The 16,716-nt window shown below is 64.5% G+C and carries 19 protein-coding genes, 1 tRNA gene and 1 other RNA gene; 12 read left to right on the forward strand and 9 right to left on the reverse strand.

Going from position 1 to position 16,716, the window contains the following annotated elements; all coding sequences use genetic code 11:
• Positions 1-150 precede the first annotated feature (150 nt).
• Both J7E83_RS05495 and J7E83_RS05500 read left to right on the forward strand, forming a co-directional pair.
• Positions 151-1,263: a LacI family DNA-binding transcriptional regulator gene (locus J7E83_RS05495; RefSeq protein WP_214959803.1), complete on the forward strand. Its 1,113-nt coding sequence runs from the start codon at positions 151-153 to the stop codon at positions 1,261-1,263.
• Between the two features lie 2 nt (positions 1,264-1,265).
• Complete coding sequence (locus J7E83_RS05500) at positions 1,266-2,012, forward strand: alpha/beta hydrolase (RefSeq protein ID WP_214959805.1); 747 nt, start codon at positions 1,266-1,268, stop codon at positions 2,010-2,012.
• On the opposite strand, the gene J7E83_RS05505 is transcribed toward J7E83_RS05500, so the two are convergent.
• On the reverse strand, positions 1,988-2,782 hold the full coding sequence (locus J7E83_RS05505; RefSeq protein WP_214959808.1) for a sugar phosphate isomerase/epimerase: 795 nt from the start codon (positions 2,780-2,782) through the stop codon (positions 1,988-1,990). The two genes, J7E83_RS05500 and J7E83_RS05505, sit on opposite strands and share 25 nt — an antisense overlap.
• 178 nt (positions 2,783-2,960) lie before the next feature.
• Here J7E83_RS05505 and J7E83_RS05510 point away from each other — a divergent pair, with 178 nt between their 5' ends.
• Positions 2,961-3,125, forward strand: coding sequence for a hypothetical protein (locus J7E83_RS05510; RefSeq protein ID WP_251043459.1), 165 nt, complete (start codon positions 2,961-2,963; stop codon positions 3,123-3,125).
• Positions 3,126-3,160: 35 nt separating this feature from the next.
• On the opposite strand, the gene J7E83_RS05515 is transcribed toward J7E83_RS05510, so the two are convergent.
• The gene (locus tag J7E83_RS05515) at positions 3,161-4,063 is read right to left on the reverse strand and encodes an aldose 1-epimerase family protein (RefSeq protein WP_214959810.1); all 903 of its coding nucleotides are present in this window, start codon (positions 4,061-4,063) and stop codon (positions 3,161-3,163) included.
• A gap of 191 nt (positions 4,064-4,254) precedes the next feature.
• Between J7E83_RS05515 and J7E83_RS05520 the strand changes: the two genes are divergently transcribed.
• A complete protein-coding gene (locus J7E83_RS05520) occupies positions 4,255-4,965 on the forward strand; it encodes a DNA alkylation repair protein (RefSeq protein WP_214959812.1) in 711 nt (236 codons plus the stop codon).
• Here J7E83_RS05520 and mptB read toward each other — a convergent pair.
• Positions 4,948-6,504, reverse strand: coding sequence for a polyprenol phosphomannose-dependent alpha 1,6 mannosyltransferase MptB (gene mptB / locus J7E83_RS05525; protein WP_214959814.1), 1,557 nt, complete (start codon positions 6,502-6,504; stop codon positions 4,948-4,950). The genes J7E83_RS05520 and mptB overlap by 18 nt on opposite strands.
• A gap of 196 nt (positions 6,505-6,700) precedes the next feature.
• On the opposite strand from mptB, the gene orn reads away from it, so the two are divergent.
• The 3 genes from orn to def all read left to right on the forward strand — a co-directional run bounded on the left by orn (position 6,701) and on the right by def (position 8,216).
• Positions 6,701-7,324, forward strand: coding sequence for an oligoribonuclease (orn, locus tag J7E83_RS05530; RefSeq protein WP_251043562.1), 624 nt, complete (start codon positions 6,701-6,703; stop codon positions 7,322-7,324).
• 130 nt (positions 7,325-7,454) lie between these two features.
• Positions 7,455-7,527 (forward strand) — tRNA-His (locus J7E83_RS05535).
• A 116-nt stretch (positions 7,528-7,643) separates the two neighbouring features.
• Positions 7,644-8,216, forward strand: coding sequence for a peptide deformylase (gene def, locus J7E83_RS05540; protein ID WP_214959816.1), 573 nt, complete (start codon positions 7,644-7,646; stop codon positions 8,214-8,216).
• 27 nt (positions 8,217-8,243) lie between these two features.
• Here def and J7E83_RS05545 read toward each other — a convergent pair whose 3' ends face one another.
• The 4 genes from J7E83_RS05545 to rnpB all read right to left on the reverse strand — a co-directional run bounded on the left by J7E83_RS05545 (position 8,244) and on the right by rnpB (position 11,609).
• A complete protein-coding gene (locus tag J7E83_RS05545) occupies positions 8,244-9,041 on the reverse strand; it encodes an HNH endonuclease family protein (RefSeq protein ID WP_214959818.1) in 798 nt (265 codons plus the stop codon).
• Between the two features lie 114 nt (positions 9,042-9,155).
• Complete coding sequence (locus J7E83_RS05550) at positions 9,156-9,365, reverse strand: hypothetical protein (RefSeq protein ID WP_214959820.1); 210 nt, start codon at positions 9,363-9,365, stop codon at positions 9,156-9,158.
• Between the two features lie 74 nt (positions 9,366-9,439).
• A complete protein-coding gene (locus tag J7E83_RS05555; RefSeq protein ID WP_214959822.1) occupies positions 9,440-10,918 on the reverse strand; it encodes a glyceraldehyde-3-phosphate dehydrogenase in 1,479 nt (492 codons plus the stop codon).
• A gap of 297 nt (positions 10,919-11,215) precedes the next feature.
• Positions 11,216-11,609: RNase P RNA component class A (rnpB, locus tag J7E83_RS05560), an RNA gene on the reverse strand.
• Positions 11,610-11,744: 135 nt separating this feature from the next.
• Between rnpB and J7E83_RS05565 the strand changes: the two genes are divergently transcribed.
• Together J7E83_RS05565 and J7E83_RS05570 are read left to right on the forward strand one after the other, a co-directional pair.
• Positions 11,745-11,909 (forward strand): hypothetical protein, encoded by a 165-nt coding sequence (locus tag J7E83_RS05565; protein WP_251043460.1) that lies wholly within the window; start codon positions 11,745-11,747, stop codon positions 11,907-11,909.
• The gene (locus J7E83_RS05570; protein ID WP_214959824.1) at positions 11,903-12,667 is read left to right on the forward strand and encodes a YaaA family protein; all 765 of its coding nucleotides are present in this window, start codon (positions 11,903-11,905) and stop codon (positions 12,665-12,667) included. Before J7E83_RS05565 ends, J7E83_RS05570 begins: the two co-directional genes overlap by 7 nt.
• Positions 12,668-12,671: 4 nt before the next feature.
• Here J7E83_RS05570 and J7E83_RS05575 read toward each other — a convergent pair whose 3' ends face one another.
• Both J7E83_RS05575 and J7E83_RS05580 read right to left on the reverse strand, forming a co-directional pair.
• Positions 12,672-13,409 carry a zinc ribbon domain-containing protein gene (locus J7E83_RS05575; protein WP_214959826.1) on the reverse strand — a complete coding sequence of 246 codons (738 nt, stop codon included), beginning with the start codon at positions 13,407-13,409 and terminating at the stop codon, positions 12,672-12,674.
• Between the two features lie 123 nt (positions 13,410-13,532).
• Positions 13,533-14,465, reverse strand: coding sequence for a Nif3-like dinuclear metal center hexameric protein (locus tag J7E83_RS05580; protein ID WP_214959828.1), 933 nt, complete (start codon positions 14,463-14,465; stop codon positions 13,533-13,535).
• Positions 14,466-14,564: 99 nt separating this feature from the next.
• On the opposite strand from J7E83_RS05580, the gene msrA reads away from it, so the two are divergent.
• From msrA to epsC, 3 genes are all read left to right on the forward strand, one after another.
• Entirely contained in the window at positions 14,565-15,089 is a 525-nt protein-coding gene (msrA, locus tag J7E83_RS05585) for a peptide-methionine (S)-S-oxide reductase MsrA (protein ID WP_214959830.1), read from the forward strand.
• A 65-nt stretch (positions 15,090-15,154) separates the two neighbouring features.
• Positions 15,155-16,090, forward strand: a complete 936-nt coding sequence (cysK, locus tag J7E83_RS05590) for a cysteine synthase A (RefSeq protein WP_214959831.1) — start codon at positions 15,155-15,157, stop codon at positions 16,088-16,090.
• A gap of 39 nt (positions 16,091-16,129) precedes the next feature.
• Positions 16,130-16,714, forward strand: a complete 585-nt coding sequence (gene epsC / locus J7E83_RS05595) for a serine O-acetyltransferase EpsC (protein ID WP_214959833.1) — start codon at positions 16,130-16,132, stop codon at positions 16,712-16,714.
• Positions 16,715-16,716: the final 2 nt, after the last annotated feature.

The following is a 16,716-nucleotide window of genomic DNA, read 5'->3' on the forward strand; positions in this document are numbered from 1 at the left end:
TTGGGAAAGCGCATTCCCACTGCATTCAATAATGCCTCGAAGGGGGCGGAATTGGCAAGCGCTTTCCGGAAAGATCCTGAACTGCCATAATGTGGGCAGCCCGCAAAGGTGCGCACAACAGCACCGTCAGTACAAGGAACAGGAGATGCCGTGGCTGCAAGTACCCTCACCGAGGTGGCCCGGCTGGCCGGAGTGTCGCCGGCCACAGCATCCCGGGTCCTCAACGGTTCCGCCCGCAAACCCGGCCAGGACATAGCAGAAAGGGTGCGCCAGGCTGCCGATTCCCTCGGTTACATCCCCAACGCCCAGGCCCAGGGCCTCGCCAAGTCGAGCTCAGGGCTGATCGGGCTGATCGTCCACGACATCGCCGATCCATACTTTGCCGCCATTGCCTTAGGCGTGCAGGAGGCGGCAAGAGAACAGCGCAAAATGGTGCTGCTTGCCACCACCGCTGGCGCTCCCGCCGATGAAAAGGAAGCCGTGGCCGCTTTTGCCGCACGCCGCGCCGATTCGATCGTCATTGCGGGTTCCCGATCCTCCCGCCCCGAGGACAAGGAAGGCAATGCCGAACTGGCTGCTGAACTGGACCGATACTGCCGAAATGGCGGGCACGTTGGCGTAGTTGGCCATCCCGTGGTGGGCGCTACTGCCGCAGGCGGCTACCACGTGGTCACGGTGCCCAACGAGGAGCTGGCCGCCAGTCTCGCGGCAGAACTCACCGCCTCCCAGGAAGGCGATTTTGTCATCATCGGCGGCCCCGAGGGATTGTTCACGTCCGATGACCGCGTCAGAGGTTTCCAGCGGGGACTGGCCAAGGCTGGCCGGCACCCCGCTGAGGTCCTGCGCAGCGCCTTCAACAGATCCGGCGGCTACGAAGCCGGGCTCGCCCTGGCTGCCCGCATCAAGGACGCCCGCCGCGACGGCAGCAGTGGTGCAGGCTCAGAGCGTGCCGGTTCCAAAGGCACCAAGCGGATCTGTATTTTCGCCGTAAACGATGTCATGGCCATCGGTGCCGCCGCAGCACTGCGCTCCGAGGGGCTGCGCATCCCCCGGGACGCCACGATCGCCGGCTTTGACGATATCGAGACGCTGCGGGATTTCCGTCCCGCCCTCTCCACCGTGCGGCTTCCCCTCGAGGAAATCGGCAGGCAGGCCACCCGCAGTGCAGCCCGGGCGGACGCCGGAACGGACGACGCCGAAGGGGCCACTTCGCCAATTTCCGGCCAGATCACGCTGCGGCGAAGCACCGAGACGGCGGCCTGAGCATGAAACCCGGTTCCCTGACAGCGGTCCGCACCGAAGGCTCACTGCCTCGACCGGCCATCCTTGTCCTCCCCGGCGGCGGCTATGCGGGCCAGGCCGATCACGAGGCCGAGCCGGTGGCGCAGTGGCTCTCCTCGCTCGGAATCCATGCCTATGTGCTGCGCTACCGGGTTTCCCCGCACCGCCATCCCGCGCCGCTGGAGGATGCCAAGGATGCACTCCTTCGGATCCGAGGGGGCAGCCACGGACTTGCCGTGGACAGTTCCAGGGTTGGCGTCCTGGGCTTTTCTGCCGGCGGGCACCTGGCTGCCACGCTGTCCACAGCCACAGGCACTGGAAATGAGGAGCTGGATGTTCCGGCCGCAGTACCGGACCTGACCGTGCTGTGCTACCCGGTGGTCTCCTACCAGGAAGCAGCCCACCAGGGGTCCGTGGACAACCTGCTCGGGGAATCGCCGTCGGACGACCTGCTCCATGCGGTATCCGCCGACCAACATGTCACGGGATCCACTCCCCCGGCGTTTCTCTGGCACACGGCCGACGACGAGGCCGTGCCCCTCCATCACAGTCTTGCTTACGCCGGGGCGCTGGTCCGTGCCGGCGTGCCGGCTGAACTCCATGTCTTCCCGCACGGACGCCATGGCCTGGGACTCGCGCCGGAAGACCCGGGGCCGGACCAGTGGACCACCTTGTGCGCAAGCTGGCTTGCACGGGCCGGGTGGACTCAGTCTTCGCCCAGCGCGATGTGATTCAGGAATCCGGCATCCGAGCTGACATTGGCGGGAAGGTCCTCCGCGACGAACTCGAGCATCATGTCAAGCGGCCGTCCGGCCTCGCGCAGGATGTCTGCCACTGACTGCCAGAGCTGCTTCCGCCCGCTGAGGGGCAGCCGCTCCTGCTCCGGCCACCAGGAGAAGCAGTGTACGCCGGAAACGTACGGCAGCACGCGGCGAAGGGATTCGAGCGCAGCCTGGTCGGAAAGTCCGACCGCGGGCTGCCAGTAGGTCCTCACGTTGACCCGGTCCACCCGCTCCAGGAGCTGGAGGGTCGTGTCGGCGGAGTCCGTCAGCGTGCCGCCGTGGTATTCGAAGGCGATCTCCAGGGAGCGTTCGGACGCAAGCTCCGCTATTCGCCGTGCGTCCTGAACCACCGCGTCCCATGCGTCGGGGCCGGCTTGGGCCGAGCCGTGTTCACCGGCCCAGACCCTGATCCTGGGGGCGCCGAGGCGAACGGCAAGATCGGCGGGGGCGGCAAAGTCACCGAAGCTGCCCACACGGTAGTACGAACCCAAGGAGAGCACTTCGAGGCCGGACGCCGCCGTGGCATCCCGCGCCTCATCAGCAGAAGCGGCATCGCGGATGTGCACGTCCGTTCCCCACTCGATGCCGGCCAGGCCCGCCTCGCTGACCACATCCACGACTTCGCCGATGTTGCGCTGGCGCAGGGTCACAGAGCAGATACCGGGGATAAGGGCTGACCTGTTCCAGTCCGCCAGTTCCGGGTGCTGTCCAAGAGTCATAGACGTTCTTTCCGTTGCAGCAGCCCCCGTCAGGAGGAAGCGGAATGGTACGGGATCGCAGTCCAGATTAGGGGAATGCGCTTGCCAAGTAAAACGGCGCACCCGCGGACTCCGCAGCGGCGTTGCCCCCGCACTGCTGCAGGCCGCCGTCGAGCACGCCAGACTTCATGGCGCCGTGATGGTGGAAGGTTACCCCGTCGATCCCGCCTTGCGGCCAAAGGCGGGGGCGGCTGACCTCTATCACGGGACGCTGAACCTCTTCCTGAAGGCAGGCTTCAGGGTGGCCAGCACGGCCGTCCCCGGGCGTTCCGTAGTGCGCCTCCGCCTGGAAGGTACCGACTGATCCTGGGCACAGGAGCGTGGCGGAGGCTGGAGATCCTAGTTCAGTGCCCGGATGGTCCACGCCGCCTTGTGCGATTCGCCGGCGTGGAGATGGATCACGTCCGTTCCTGAGTTGAACGCGTCCGGCGGGCAGGTCATGGGCTCAACGGCAAGGCCTAGCCGGTCCGTGCCCGTGGGCTTGTCCGCTGTGTGGACCTGCACCCATGGCCAGGTCGCGTCCCATTGGAGTTCCACTCCGGTTCCGGCCGGATCCAGGAGACGGACAGCAGCAAGCCCGTCGTTGCCGCGGATAATGCCGGTGAAGGCGTGGTCTATCCTCACGGAACCCAGGCGGCGCGGGGCTCGGAAGTCGAACTCGTGTCCCTCCACCCCCTGCATGCCTTCCGGAAGCAGCCGGTCGGCGGAAACTGTCATGAACTCCTCCGCCGGCAGTTCCAGCGTCCAGTCATCCAGCGGTGACGGACCGGCCACAAGGTACGGATGCGGGCAAAGCCCGTACGGGGCAGCCTCAGTTCCGCTGTTCACCGTCTGGACCTCGCTGCGGAGCCCGTCGTCGGAGAGCGAATAGGTGACGGTCAGCTCCAGTCCGGACGGATACGCCTCGCTGGCTTCCACCGTGCAGCCGAGTGTGACCGCTTGGCCAGACTTGCCGCGCAGCTCCCACTCCGTCTCGGTGACCAGCCCATGGAGGGCGGCGCCGCGCTCGGGTTCGTTGATATCCGCCTGGAAGGTGTTTCCCGCGTAGCTGTACCTGCCGTCGGCGACGCGGTTAGGCCACGGGGCGCAGATGACTCCGCGATAGTCCGGGATTGGACCTTCGGCGCCGAAGCTGACCACAAGATCCCGACCTTCGTACCGGAGTTCGCGCAGGGCCCCGCCGCGGGTGGTAATGATGGCCGAGTACGGCCCGAATGCGATGCTGTGTTCCGTAACCGGCATAGTGGAGATCCTCTGCGTCACCGTCAAGTTGTTAGCGCTAACCACCATAGCGCACCCTTGTCCTCGCCGCTGGCCTGACCACGGGAGGTTGAGAGTTTCGGACAGTCGGGTGTTGCCCACCGTATAAGCATTGACGCAATTGCACCCGCCTGCTCTTCGTTACCCGGAGACCGTCTGGCTAAAGTGGCAAGATGTCGAACACGGAGGTGAACAGCGAACTGCTGGCCGCGATCCGGACGGCACTGCAGCAACGCGCCGACCCAGCCCGTGCCGCTGGAGCCCAGGCATACATGAAATCGTCCATCCCATCCCTGGGCGTCGTGGTCCCCGAGGTCCGGAAGCTGACGCTGGGCGCAGCCGCAGACTATCCCTTCGAATCACTGGAAGAGCTGCGCTCCAGCGTCCTGGAACTGTGGCGGGGGGCGACGGTCCGGGAAGAGCGTTACGCAGCAATCGACCTCACTGGCCTCCGCCTCGCTGCACGTGAGCCCGCGATGCTGCCCATCTACGAGGAAATCATCCGGAGCGGAGCCTGGTGGGACTTCGTTGACGGCGTCGCGGTACGGCTCTGTGCGCTGCTGCAGGCCCACAGGCCCATGATGACGGCGGTCCTCCATGACTGGAGCAGGGACAAAGACCTCTGGATCAGGAGGGCCTCCATCACCGCCCAGCTGAAGGCTAAAGCCCAAACCGACACCGAACTGCTCCGTGACGTCATCGAGGCGAACCTGGCGGATCCGGAGTTCTTCATCCGCAAAGCGATCGGATGGGCGCTGCGGGAGTACGGCAAGACCGATCCGGATTGGGTCAGGGACTTCGTAGCAGGCGCGGGGCTTAGTCCGCTGTCCCGCCGGGAAGCGCTGCGGAACCTGGAACCGGCTCAGCTAGATAACAGGGCGTGAGGTGACCGGCTGATCCGGCTTGCTGAACAGCTGCTTAGTGCGCGGATCCAGGAAAATCAGGTACAAGGCAAACATCAGCGCGATGATCGCGGCCGCGTTGCGTGCGAGCGCCAGTGCCAGGCCCAGGTCTTCCGTCTGAAGGTACGGGAAGACCTCCAACTGGTCCGAGATGGCGTAGACCATAAAGAAGGAGACGATGAAGTAGAGGGCCTTGACCTGCCAGTCGTCCCGGATACCGGTGACGGCAAACAGCGGGATCAGCCAGACCACATACCAGGACTGGATCATGGGCGCGAGGATCACCACGGCCGCAAATGCGAGCGTCAGCCGCCGCATCAGGCGGTCATGGTCACCCCTGAAAATTTGCCACGCGACGATGCCCACGGCAAGCAGCTTCCCGGCGTCGTACACCCATTTGGCGAGTCCCCAGCCATCCAGGCTGAACGTGTTGGCGATAGACGCGACCACCAGCCCCATCAGCCCCACCGGGGCGTACCAGATCCAGATGCTGCCCGGAGCCGACAGTCCGTTGATCCAGCCGAACCCGAAGCCGTTGACCCGGCTCATGGCATAGAGCAACGCGAGGCTCAAGCCCGCTGTGAGGCCCCAGAAGACGAACTTCCTGGGCCAGCTCGCACCCTTCCCGGCCCAAAGGAGTCCGATGAACGGCAGGAAAACGATCGTGATGGGTTTGACCGAGATGGACAGGGTGACCAGCACAATGCCGAGCACCACGCGCCGTGTGGCGCAGTAATACAGGCCGGCGAGGGCCAGCCCGATCATGAGGGCATCGTTATGGACACTGGCGATGAAGTTCGTGAGGAACAGAGGGTTGGCCGCCGTCAGCCAGAGGGCACGGTGCGGGTTGACGCCGTGCAGCTCGGCCAGTTTGGGGACATAGACGATGCAGAGCACAATGCCAATCATGGCTGCCAGCCTGAACAGCATCACGCTGGCTTCGGGTTGCACATTGGTGGACCAGACAACGAACTGCTCGATCCACAGGAACAGCTGGCCGTAAGGCACCGGAGCCTCCGTCCACATCTTGTCCGCACCAAGCTGGAAGTAGTTGGACAGGGCCGAAATGCCATTCTCGTAGGGGTTGAAGCCCTCCACCATCAGCCTGCCCTGCCCGATATACGCGTACACGTCCCGGCTGAACAGCGGGACGGTGAACATCATGGGCAGGCCCCAGGCCACCACCGCCTGCAGTGTTGCACGGCGGGCCTGAAGTCCCCAGACCCTGACCCGCTGGCCGAGGCGTAGCCACGCGCGAACCAGCAGCATGCCGCCGATCGCCAGGAGAATGATGGACAAGGCAACCCCGATTGCCTCGGTACGCATCCAGATAAAGAGCGGCATCCTCCGGAGTTCGGAGACGGGTGCAAGCCAGCCCACGCCCAGGGAGCCGATCATCATGAAGACCGAGCCGACAAACCCGGCAAAGAGTGGAGACAGGGGGTTGTCCACTTCGGCCGCAACAATCTCCGGCATCGTGTTGGCGGCCATCTCCCCCGTCGCAGGCACAGGCGCCGTCATCTCAGGATCGTCCAATCTCTTGCGATGTGCGCTTCTGCCCCGCGGACCGCGCACGCCAGCCATGGCATGTTACGACGGCGGAAAAGCCACCGCCGTCGTAACCGAAATCCTAGCATCGGACGGCTGCTGCGGGCCGAAACGGTAGGCTGGTCCGGTGCCTATAACTAACGAACGCATCGTCTGGATCGACTGCGAAATGACCGGCCTGGACATCAAGGACGACGCCCTGATCGAGGTGGCGGCCCTCGTGACGGACTCCGAGTTGAACATCCTGGGTGACGGTGTTGACGTGGTCATCAAGCCCGACGACGCCGCACTCGCCCAGATGAACGACTTCGTCCGCGACATGCATACCCGGTCAGGACTGCTGAAGGAACTGCCCCACGGAAAGACCATGGCCGAAGCGGAGGCCGCCGTCATGGAGTACATCGAAGCGTGGGTCCCGGACCCGCGCAAGGCGCCGCTGGGCGGCAACTCGGTGGGGACTGACCGGGTATTCCTCTCCCGGGACATGCCGGCAATCGTCGAGCACCTGCACTACCGAGTCATCGATGTGAGCACCATCAAGGAACTCTCGCGCCGCTGGTTCGCCCGCGCGTACTTCCAGTCCCCGGCGAAGAAAGGCGGCCACCGCGCGCTCGGGGACATCAAGGACTCAATCGACGAGCTGCGCTACTACCGCGAGGCGGTTTTTGTCCCCCCGCCGGGCCCGGACAGTGCAACCGCCCAGCGGATCTCCAGGCGGATTGCTGCGGGCACGGGCACCGGCGAAACTGCGCGGGAAGCCTCAACCACCACCACGGGGCCAGCGGATAAGTAATCTGCACCACGTTTGGGGGAATTTCCGGCAAAAACGGTAAAAGTGGCAAAACCAGCCCGGAACAGCAGGTAAGCTATTTGAGTTGCCTTCTCAGACAGCCGGCCAAACCGGAAGATCTGAACGGTACATGGTGGGCTTAGCTCAGTTGGCAGAGCGCCTGGTTGTGGTCCAGGAGGTCGCGGGTTCAACCCCCGTAGCTCACCCTCACAGGGCGGCAGTAGCAGTCGTCCGAATGGAGGCCGCACCGGATATCCGGTGCGGCCTCCATTTTTTTGCACGAGTGCCTGCGTCACGCCACAACCCGAAGGACCCGCCTGACATGACTGTTCTGCCAATTACCATTTGGGGCGAACCGGTGCTGCACCGTCGGGCGGCCGAGGTGGAGGTGTTCGACGACGACCTTCGCACCCTGATTGCCGACATGTTCGAGACCAACGACGCCGCCAACGGGGTGGGACTGGCAGCCCCACAGGTGGGTGTGGGCAAGAGGATTTTCGTCTACAAGTTCGCCAACGACGACGAAGCACCTCCCTCCGGCGTCCTTGTCAACCCGATCCTGACCCTTTCCAAGATCTCCGGCGCACTCCCCGATCCGGACGAGGAAGAAGAGGGATGCCTCTCATTCCCCGGCGGCACGTATCCCCTCAAGCGCGCAGAATGGGCGCGGGTGAAGGGCTTTGACGGCGAGGGAAAGCCCGTCGAATTCGAAGCGACCGGCTGGTTCGCCCGGGTCATCCAGCATGAATACGACCACCTGGACGGCAAGCTGTATGTCGACCGCCTGCTGGACCGGTACGCACGGAAAGCCAAGAAGCAGGCCAAGAAAAGCGGCTGGGGAGTTCCGGGGCTGACGTGGATGCCGGGCGTGGATCCGGACCCCTTCGGCCACTAGGTTTCCCGGACCATTCAGCGTTGATGGTCATCCGGCCGTGATGGTGGACTGGTCTGGGCAGGAGTCCAGGACCCGCTTCATGGCATCCTTCTCCGCCTGCGTCACCCAGAGGCCGTAGGCCGTCTTGACGGAAATCTGCCGGGCCACATAGTGGCAGCGGAAGTTCTTGTTTTTCGGCAGCCACGTAGCTGCGTCGCCTGCGCTCTTCTCCTGGTTGGCCGGACCGTCTGCGGCGATGAGGTTCAGCGGATCGTTGGCCAGGCTCTGGCGCTGCAGCAGGGTCAACTGCTGTGCGCCCTTCTGCCAGGCGTCGCCCAGCGCCACGACGTGATCGATCTGGACGTCCTTGCTGCTTTCCGGCCCGCGGCGGAAATCGACCATTTTCCCTGTGTAGGGCTCATGGAAAACACCCGAGGACACCTTGCATTTGGAGCCCTCGGTGAAGCCCACTGCCGTCAGGTCACGGCGCAGGATGTCGTTGCGGGTATCGCAGCCGTTCCGGTCGACGTCCAGCCAGGCCTGCCCGAACGCTTCGCGCTGGTAGTTATCCTTGGGCGCGCGTCCCTTGACGGCGAGTCTCTCCAAGGCTGCCACAGCTGAGCCGCCCGGCACAGGGTGGACAGGTGTGACGGGCTTCATCCACGAACTGTCGAATACCGGAGCCTGACTTGGCCCGGCAAGATCGGGTTCCGCGGCTGAGAACTGGCCAGCCGCGAAGAACCATACGGCCGAGGCCGCAACGGAAGCAGCCAACAGCAGCAACAGCGCCCAAGCCTGCCGTGAGCGGCGGCGGGCGCGGCGGTACTCGGACCAGCGGATGGTCATGGGCATCCTGCCCTTCCGGAAACGTAGTGCACCAGAAGAGCCTAGGCCACCCCACCGACTCCCAGACCGATATCCACAGTGTGGAGGACAGGTATCCTGCCAGGCGAGGCCTTCCTACTGCTCCCGGGTCACTCTTCGGAGGTCTTCCTCGGCCAGGTGCAGGAGGTCCTCGAGCTGACGCACGCGGTCCTCGCGCACGTCCCCGGCTCTGTGCGCCTCCCGGGCCTTGTCCAGAAGCCGGATGGCCTCCTTATGGTTGGCCTTGGCCACGTCCAGGGCGTGTTCGAGGGTGGTGTCGTGCTGGAGGGTAGTTTCGTTGTCCATGCCCCCAGTGTGGTCCCGTTTCCCGGCTGATTCCAGTGAATCAGCCGGGAAAATGCCCAGAACCGGAGGGCCGGCTAAACGGCGATAGCCGCGAGGGCTGCTGCAGTTTCCTTGGCGGGGAATGACGGCGGGTTGACGCCGGCCATTTCCTCCATCACACGGACCACCTGGCAGCTGTAGCCGAACTCGTTGTCGTACCAGACATAGAGAACCAGGTTCTTGTCATTGGAGATGGTGGCGAGGCCGTCAACGATGCCTGCCCGGCGCGAGCCGACGAAGTCAGTAGAGACCACTTCGGGGGAATCGATGTAGTCGATCTGCTTGCGCAGCTCCGAGTGCAGCGACATCTCACGCAGGTAGTTGTTGATTTCGTCCTTGGTGGTCGCCTGCTCGAGGCTGAGGTTCAGGATCGCCAGGGAGACGTCCGGGGTGGGGACGCGGATGGAGCTGCCCGTAAGCTTGCCCAGCAGTTCGGGCAAGGCCTTGGCGACAGCCTTGGCGGCCCCAGTCTCCGTAATCACCATGTTCAGAGCGGCCGAGCGGCCGCGCCTGTCGCCCTTGTGGAAGTTGTCGATCAGGTTCTGGTCGTTTGTGAACGAGTGGACGGTCTCCACGTGACCGTGGACCACGCCGAACTTGTCGTTGATGGCCTTCAGGACCGGCGTGATGGCGTTGGTGGTGCAGGAGGCAGCTGTGACGATCTTGTCCGAATCGAGAATGGTGCCGTGGTTGATGCCGTGCACGATGTTCTTCAGGTCGCCCTTGCCCGGAGCCGTGAGGAGGACGCGGGACACGCCGTTGCTCAGCAAGTGCTGGGAGAGTCCCTCGGCATCGCGCCAGCGGCCGGTGTTGTCCACCACCAGGGCGTTGCGGATGCCGTAGGACGTGTAGTCGATTGTGGCCGGGTTGTCCGAGTAGATGACCTGGACCTGGACGCCGTTGGCGGTGATGGTGTTGGCTTCCTCATCCACGCGGATGGTTCCCTCGAAGGAACCGTGCACCGAGTCGCGGCGCAGGAGGCTGGCGCGCTTGGACAGGTCCTTGTCCGAACCGCGGCGCACCACGATGGCGCGCAGGCGAAGGCCGTGGCCGCCGCCGGCCTTTTCGATCAGGAGGCGCGCCAGCAGGCGCCCGATGCGGCCAAAGCCGTACAGCACGACGTCGGTGCTGGTGCGGTCATCGCCACCGCGCTTGCCCACGACATCGGCCAGTTCGGCGCGGAGGAATTCCTCCAGCGTGGCGCCGTCGGCTTCGGCTTTGAACTTCTGGTTGAGGCGGGCAATGTCGATGGCCGCCGCTCCCAGTTCCAGCCCGGCTAGGGCATTGAGCAGAGGGGCGGTCTCCTCCAGGAGCAGTTCATCCTTGCTCATGCGCCGGGCGAAGCGGTGCGCCTTGAGGATGTTCATGGTGGATTTGTTGATCAGGCTGCGGCCGTGGATGCTGGTCACCACGTTGTTCTCGCGGTACAGCCGGCCGATCACCGGAATCATCGCCTCGGCGAGGGCCTCCCGGCCCATCCACGTATCAAGACAAGAATCTGACGTCTGGCTCACAGAACTACCTTCCTCGGTTCAGCCGCATACGTCTTCGTGTGCGGTTGTCTGCCACCTGATGATGTCCAGGGGCACCGGCACCGGCGGGATTCGGTCCACCCCGGGTGCCTGGATCGTGTGCAAAGAAAAACCGCCGGCTGCGAACGCGGCTCCGGCGGAGAACTTCTACGTCCGGTTCCATTCTAAATTGGCGGGCAGTCCCCGGAGTGCTTGAGCCGCGTGAAATCACTCACACGGACTGTCACACAAGCCGGCCGCGGGCGAAAGCCTGGCAGTGCGGGAAATCACGGTGGGTGATGGATGGGTTGACCGATACGCCGGGTTCTGTGCTCCCGTGCCGTTGCCAGCGCGGGAGTAGCGGCCATCCATCTACGAGCGCCGTTGCCGGCGCCCTCCAGCGGCCTACCCGGACACTCGGGCGAGCAGCCCTCAAACGTGCCCTGTCTGGCCTTGCTCCGGGTGGGGTTTACCTAGCCTTCCCGGTCACCCGGGAAGCTGGTGGTCTCTTACACCACCGTTTCACCCTTACCTGGTCTTCCTGCCGCTTTCAAAACGGCGCGAGGCAGGCGGTCTGTTCTCTGTGGCACTGGCCTGCGGGTTACCCCGAGTGGGCGTTACCCACCACCCTGCTCTGCGGAGCCCGGACGTTCCTCGAGCCACTTACGTGACGCGCGGCCGCCTGGTCAACCCATCCGTCACCCAGTCTACGGGCTCCCAGGTCCCGTCAGCCCCGTCAGCTGCCGCGCCGCGCTACAACAGGCCCACGGTGGGATAATGAGGCAAGGCCCGACTCTTCGTAAGGGAGGGCATCCAGCTTCCAGACAGCATGAAGCGCGCCATGGCCCGGCAGGCCGAGGCCGAACGCGAGAAGCGTGCCAAGATCATCGCTGCCGAAGGCGAGGCCATCTCCGCGGCCGCCCTGGGGGACGCTTCCGACACCACGATGGCCCCACCCGCTGGCTGCTCCGCCGGTAGGATCGTACGGTGCTGATTCTGCTCCCCCCATCCGAAGGCAAGACCCCCGCAGCCGGCGGATCCGCCGTCGACTGGCCTTCCCTGAGCTTCCCGGCACTCAACAGCTACCGCGCGAAAGTCCTCGAGGCCCTCGGAACGGTCAGTGCGCACGAAGACGCCCTCGCCCTGCTGGGCGTCGGCGCCTCGCTGAAGGACGACGTCGAACGCAACACGCGGCTGCACGCCGAACCGGCAGCGCCCGCGCACCGGATCTACTCAGGTGTCCTCTATGACGCGCTCGGCTACAAGAGCCTGACGCCAGCGCAGCGCCGGAAGGCGGATGACTCCGTGCTGGTGATTTCAGCCCTCTGGGGTGCCATCCGCTTCGACGACCGGGTGCCCGCCTACCGGCTGTCGATGGCGACGTCACTGCCCGACGTCGGCCGCCTCGCCTCGTTCTGGAAGCCGCAGCTTACGGACGCCCTTACCGAAATGTCTGCCGGGGAGCTGATAGTGGACTGCCGGTCCAGCACATACGCGGCCGCCTGGACGCCGCCGCCCGTCCGGACGGTGGCCGTCAACGTCTTTACCGAGGTCAACGGAGTGCGGAAAGTGGTCAGCCACTTTGCCAAGCACACCAGGGGCGAGCTGGCACGGCACTTGCTCGTGCGGCGAGGAAACGCCCCGCAGACGCCTGCGCAGCTGCTGAAGGCCGCCCGGGAGAAGTGGGATGCCGAGCTCGTGGACGGCTCAGCCAGGAAACCGCACGCCCTGAACATCATCCTGCCCAGCTAGGGGGTCAGTTCCATTCCGCCGAGCGGACCAGGATGCAGCCGGAATCCGGGCAGAAGACAATGTCATCCTCAGAAGCGGACTTGATCTCTGCCAGGTCCCCGGGGCTGAGCTTCATCCCGGAGGCCTCCGAGGTTCCATGGAACAGGCGGGCGGCGCCCACGCCGCGCTTGGCCAGCGTCTTCTCGTAGACCGCCAGCATTCCGGCCTCGAGCCCGGCCGCGAACTCGGCGCGCTTTCCGCGGACGACGGCAGCTTCGGCTTCAACTTCTGCCAGGGCTTCGTCAAGCTGGGCACGGATGGTGCCGAACGAGGCCTGGATGTCGTCCACGATCAGCTGCTGGGCGGCCTGCCTGGCACGGAGCGAATCGAGACGCTCCATCACTTCCAGCTCCACGTCCTCAAGGTCCGAGCGCCGCTTGTTCAACGAGGCAATGTCCTTCTGCAGGGCAACGAGGTCCTTGGACAGCCCTGTCCCACTGTTCAGCCGGGCTTCGTCGCGCTCGACGCGGGAGGCCACCTGCTCCACGTCCGCCTCTGCGCGCTTAAGTTCGGCTTCGGCGTCGTGGACGGCCATCTTGGCTGCGCCCAGTTCACCGCTGGCCACCGAAAGCGCCGACTGCAGGTCCTCGATCCGGGGATCGGATTCAAGGGCACGGCGGCGGTTGGACAGGGACTTGAGCTTAGCGTCCAGCCCCTGCAGTTCGAGCAACTTCAACTGTTCCGCCGGTGCTGCCTTAGCCACTGCTACCTCCGCTTGATCCATCCGGCCGGAGCCGGGCACCGTACCGGCGCTCTATAGACTCTAGCGCCTGGCCTGCTCCCCTGCCTCGCTACGCTCCGGCCGGGGCCCCCGCGCACGCCAGGCTTAGCCCGGAGTCAGAATGAAGTCCCACGGATCACTGTTGGTAGTGCTCACCTGGATCTCAACATCATGGCCTTGGTCGGCCAGCACGTTGCCCAGCGCGGACGCAGCGGCGGGTAGCCACAGCCATTCGCTGGCGAAGTGCGAGACGTCAATGAGGTAGGGCCGGCCATTCACCGCCTCTTCCCTGGCCTCGGAGGCCGGGTGGTGCCGGAGGTCGGCCGTGACATACACGTCAGCATTGCTGGCCCGCACCTCGTTGAACAGTGAGTCTCCGGCCCCGCCGCACACTGCGACGCGGCGCACCAGGCCATCCTTGTCCCCGGAGACCCGGACTCCCCCGGCTACCGACGGAAGGATGCCGAACACGCGTGCGGCGAATTCGCCAAGGCTTGTGACCTCCGACAGCTCCCCGACTCGCCCGATCCCTTCTTCCGGCAGGCCGTTGGTGGCTGCTGTCAGCGGGGCCACGTCCTCGAGCCCCAAGGCGTCTGCCAGGACATCGGAGACACCCCCGACGGCGGAATCACCATTGGTGTGGACTGTCAGCAGGGCGGTGCCAGATTCGATGAGCCGGTGGATCGCCTTTCCTTTTGCCGAGGTTGCCGCAACCGAGGTGACGCCTTTAAGGAGCAGTGGATGGTGGGTGATAAGCAGTTCGGCCCCCCACTCCACGGCTTCCTCAATGACCTCCAGCGTGGGGTCCACGGCGAACATCACCCTGGTGACAGGTGATGCGGGGCGTCCGGCCACCAGTCCCACTTCGTCCCAGTTCTCCGCCAGGGACTCGGGCCAGAGTTCCTCGACCGCCAGCAGCAACTGGCCCAGGGTGGGGGCGTCCGGCTTGTCGGGGGCAGCCGTTTCCCCTGACGCGGTGTCAGGGGTGCCACTGCCGTCTCTGTCCGCATCTGTAACGCCGGTATTTACGGGTTCCATAGTCTCAGTTTTACCCCATCGGTTCGTCTGGCCCGCACGTGTAACAGTCTCGTAAGGTGGTGGGGGAATCATCCAGGACCGCCGACCATTGAAGAGATCATGAAAACTTTTGTTCTTGGCGGAGGCTGCTTCTGGTGCCTCGACGCCGTTTACCAGAAAACCAAGGGCGTCAGTTCGGTGGTTTCCGGCTACACGGGCGGGCACGATCCGCAGCCGGACTACTACTCTGTCTGCAATGGCACCACAGGGCACGCCGAGGTGGTGGCCGTCACCTTTGACGAGGACATTATTCCTGCCGAGGTCATCCTGGACATGTTCTTTGCCCTCCACGATCCCACCACGCTCAACCGGCAGGGATATGACGTCGGCACACAGTACCGCTCGTCCATGTTCTACCAGACAACCGAGGAGAAGATCCTCTTCGAGGAAGCGATCGAACGGAACCAGGCGCTGTGGGCGCATCCGATCGTCACTGAAGTCAGCAGGCTGCCGAGGTTCCATGTTGCGGAGGATTTCCACCAGGACTACTACGCCAAGCACCCTGAACAGGGTTACTGCCAGGTGATCATTAACCCGAAGCTGGCCAAGGCGAGGAAATATTACTCTGCATGGCTTAATGCTTAGCGGCTGCTGTGCAGCCGTCGTTAGGCTGACCTCAGTATTCACTCTTCAGAGATAGGCATATCTACATGGCACGGATCTATGACGATGTAACGCAACTGGTCGGCGGGACCCCGCTGGTCCGCTTGAACCGGCTGACCGAAGGGCTGGACGCGACGGTTGCCGTCAAGCTTGAGTTCTATAACCCGGCCAACAGCGTCAAGGACCGCATCGGCGTAGCCATCATTGACGCCGCCGAAAAGTCAGGCGCCCTCAAGCCCGGCGGAACCATCGTCGAAGGAACATCCGGCAACACCGGCATCGCCCTGGCCATGGTGGGCGCTGCCCGCGGCTACAAGGTCATCCTGACCATGCCCGAGACCATGTCCACCGAACGCCGTGTCATGCTCCGCGCCTTCGGCGCCGAGATTGTCCTAACCCCAGGCTCCGAAGGCATGCGCGGGGCCGTGGAAAAGGCCCAGGAGATCGTGGCCAACACGGAGAACTCGATCTGGGCCCAGCAGTTCGCCAATGAGGCCAACCCCAGGATCCACCGCGAAACCACGGCCGAGGAAATCTGGGAAGACACGGACGGCAAGGTGGATATCTTTGTCTCCGGCATCGGCACCGGCGGTACCATCACCGGCGTCGGACAGTTCCTGAAGGAGCGCAACCCGGACGTCCAGATCGTGGCGGTCGAGCCGAAGGACTCCCCCATCCTGAACGGCGGCGCGCCGGGACCGCACAAGATCCAGGGTTTGGGCGCGAACTTTATCCCCGAACTGCTGGACACAAATATCTACGACGAGGTCCTGGACGCAACCCTTGAGGACTCCGTGGCCGTGGCGCGGGACCTGGGCGTCCGCGAAGGAATCCTGGGCGGCATCTCCTCGGGCGCCATCGTCTGGGGCGCGCTGGAACTGGCTAAGCGCCCCGAGAACGCCGGCAAGCTGATTGTGGCTGTCGTGTGCGACTTCGGTGAGCGTTACATCTCCACCGTGCTCTATGACGACATCCGCGGCTGATTAGTCCGCCATCCGCCCGTTTCCTGTAGAAAGATCTTTGTGGGCTTTTTCGCAAGACTAAAAGAAGACCTCGACGCCGCCCGGTCCCACGACCCGGCGGCTCGAGGTTCTTTTGAGAACTTTTTCGCCTATTCAGGGCTGCACGCCATCTGGGTCCACCGGCTGACCCACTGCATGTGGCAGAACCCCGGCCTGCGCTTCCCGGCACGGCTTGTGTCCCAGCTTGGCCGGTTCCTTACGGGCATCGAGATTCACCCCGGTGCCACGATCGGCCGGCGCTTCTTCATCGACCACGGCATGGGCGTGGTCATCGGGGAGACCGCCGAGATCGGCGAGGACGTGATGATCTACCACGGAGTGACCCTCGGCGGCCGTTCACTGGCGAAGATCAAGCGGCACCCAACCATCGGGGACCGGGTGACCATCGGTGCAGGGGCCAAGATCCTGGGCCCCATCACCATCGGGCGGGACAGCGCCGTGGGCGCCAATGCCGTGGTGGTGAAGGACGCTCCGCCGGAATCGATCGTCACCGGCGTCCCTGCCAGGTGGCGCCACCGCGACGCCCAGCGTGAAACCAAACCAGCAGTCGACCCGGCCGAGTACGACATCGAATACCGGATCTGACC

Origin of the sequence: Arthrobacter sp. ISL-48, from assembly GCF_018613805.1 — a bacterium.
GTDB lineage: Bacteria > Actinomycetota > Actinomycetes > Actinomycetales > Micrococcaceae > Arthrobacter.